The organism is Paenibacillus sp. P4_E11 (assembly GCF_056401635.1).
On the sequence record NZ_JBFUIX010000414.1, the window covers coordinates 1 to 1,751 of the forward strand.

Here is a 1,751-nt window from a genome sequence, read left to right on the forward strand (position 1 = left end):
GTACGAGGAAATGAGCGCCATCCAGTATGCACATTGGCGAAGTAAAGGGTAGCCTCTCGGAAGAATGTGTGGTGAATAATGACATATTTTGATAGAATGTAACAGAAAACCGCGAATCGGAGGAATATAGTGTGAAAATCACGTGGGTGAACCATGCTTCTTTTATCCTGGAGCATGGTAACATAAGAATGATTACCGATCCCTGGCTAGAGGGGACCGCCTTTGATAACGGATGGGGGCTTATATCAGAAACAAGGCTACCGTATGAAGGATTTAAAGATATTACACATATTTGGTTCTCGCATGAGCATCCCGACCATTTTTCCCCGCCGTGCCTTCGAAAAATACCGGAGGCGTACAGGAGAAACATAACAGTAATCTTTCAAGGCACGATTGATCAAAAGGTGTATCATTACTGTAAAAACAATGGGTTTAAAGAAGTCATTGAATTAAAGAAAAGCCAATGGCATTATCTGCGTGACGATTTGAAAGTGATGTGCAACCCCTTTACTGGTGGCGATTCGTGGATCTGCATCAAGTCCGACACACTGACAATTCTGAACTTGAACGATTGCGTCATAACGAAACCTCGCCATGCGGAAGATATCAAGGCTCTTGTCGGGGATGTTGATGTGCTACTCACTCAATTCTCCTATGCAGGATGGGCGGGAAACAAAGAGGATGAACAAGCGCGTATAGATAGCGCAAAGGAAAAGCTTGAACGTGTAGCCCTTCAACTACAAGTATTCAAACCGACCTATACGATTCCTTTTGCAAGTTTTGTGTGGTTCTGTCATGAAGATAATTATTACATGAACGACCATATCAACAAGATTGATCACGTGTATGATTTTCTGTCAAACTCGGATACGAAACCCGTCGTTTTATATCCAGATGAAAAGTGGATTGTTGGGAATGACCATGATTCTGCCGGTTCGATCCAGAAGTATCAAGTGGATTATGAAACGATTGAGAACCAACCGGAGCTATCTCGATCAACCACAATAGAAGAAAAAGAACTCATCGATAATGCAGACAAGTATACCTACCAATTAAAAAAGAAAAACAATCGTTTACTGCTTTCCCTTTTCAAACGAACTAAAATTCATGTTGTGGATCTCGATAAAACCTACATATTGTCTTTGAAAAGCGGCTTAATTCCTTCTACCATTCTACCGGATGATTGTGACATATCATTGAAATCTGACGCCTTGAATTACAGCTTAAAGCATTTATGGGGCGGCGGGACGTTAGGAATCAATGGKCGTTTCCAAATACCGAAGAACGGGAAGTACTGGGGATATATGAAGTACGGCGTAGTTTCCGATTTAAACAACACAGGGAAAACGTTTGGAGTCGAGTACGTGTATAAATTAATTATGCGGAAGTTGTTTCATAAGGTTGAATAGAAATAAGCCCCTCGGGATAGAGGGGCTTTTGTGTTATTCGGATCCGAAGAACAAACCGCGTTCCTTCATTACATCGTACAATGCCATCATGTGAGGTTCAAGCCACTTCTGCCCTTCGGGATCGGCAGCGTATTGACTGTATAGGTAATTATGCTGGGCGGTTGCCCTGTAACATTTCTCCTTGACCTTTTTAGGATCAACAGCAGCTTTCATCTGCAATTCCAGTTTGGCCACATCATCACGAATCCGGTTCATCGACGTACACGGGCAGGCTGTTGGATTCAACTCGTTATGCCCAAGAATCTGCTTGATCGGAAGTACCGCCTTGACACTCAGAATGGC

The 1,751-nt window shown here is 42.8% G+C and carries 2 protein-coding genes; one reads left to right on the forward strand and one right to left on the reverse strand.

The window, feature by feature from the left end; all coding sequences use genetic code 11:
* Positions 1-131: 131 nt before the first annotated feature.
* Complete coding sequence (locus AC1DWB_RS34625) at positions 132-1,409, forward strand: MBL fold metallo-hydrolase (RefSeq protein WP_477545606.1); 1,278 nt, start codon at positions 132-134, stop codon at positions 1,407-1,409.
* A gap of 33 nt (positions 1,410-1,442) precedes the next feature.
* Here the strand turns inward: AC1DWB_RS34625 and AC1DWB_RS34630 are convergent.
* Positions 1,443-1,751 (reverse strand): hypothetical protein (locus AC1DWB_RS34630; RefSeq protein WP_477545607.1); only part of this gene is annotated, 309 nt, incomplete at its 5' end.